The sequence below is a fragment of the Halorhodospira abdelmalekii genome, assembly GCF_016583625.1.
In the GTDB taxonomy this organism is placed as follows: Bacteria; Pseudomonadota; Gammaproteobacteria; order Nitrococcales; family Halorhodospiraceae; genus Halorhodospira; species Halorhodospira abdelmalekii.
Genome location: NZ_NRRN01000141.1, coordinates 1 through 643 on the forward strand (window position 1 = coordinate 1; position 643 = coordinate 643).

Annotated in this window: 1 protein-coding gene; it reads right to left on the reverse strand. The window is 63.1% G+C overall.

Translation table 11 applies throughout. The features are described from left to right. The coding region (locus tag CKO15_RS13845; protein ID WP_242464821.1) for a thiamine pyrophosphate-dependent enzyme at window positions 1-643 on the reverse strand (643 nt) is incomplete at both ends.

The window sequence follows — 643 nt, forward strand, 5'->3', positions numbered from 1 at the left end:
GTGCCAGTCATCGCCAAAGCGCGACTTCCAGTCGACCCGGTAGCTATGCTCAAGGCCGCAGAGCACGGGACGGGCAACCACGATCCCGTGCTCGATGCTGGATCGGTAGTCCTCGATCAACGCCCCTGTCTCATCACGACTGAGTTGGCCACGGTCGATCAGCCGATCAGCGTAGATGGCCCGAGCCGTGGGGTGCTGGCGGATGCGCTTGTACATCATCGGCTGGGTGACCGCCGGCTCATCGGCCTCGTTGTGGCCGAGGCGGCGGTAGCAGATCAGGTCGATGACGACGTCCTTTTTGAACTGGTTGCGGTAGTCGAGGGCCAAGCGGGTGACAAAGATCACCGCCTCCGGATCATCGCCGTTCACATGGAAGACCGGCGCCTGCACCATCTTGGCGACGTCGGTGCAATAGAAGGTTGAGCGGGTATCGAGCGGGTTGCTGGTGGTAAAGCCGATCTGATTATTGATGACGATATGGACAGTGCCGCCGGTGCCATAACTGCGGGTCTGCGAGAGCTGCAAGGTCTCGGTGACCACGCCCTGGCCGGCGAAGGCGGCATCGCCATGGATCAGCACCGGCATCACATGATCGCCGCTGCGATCGCCACGGCGGCGCTGGCGTGCGCGCACCGAGCCCACG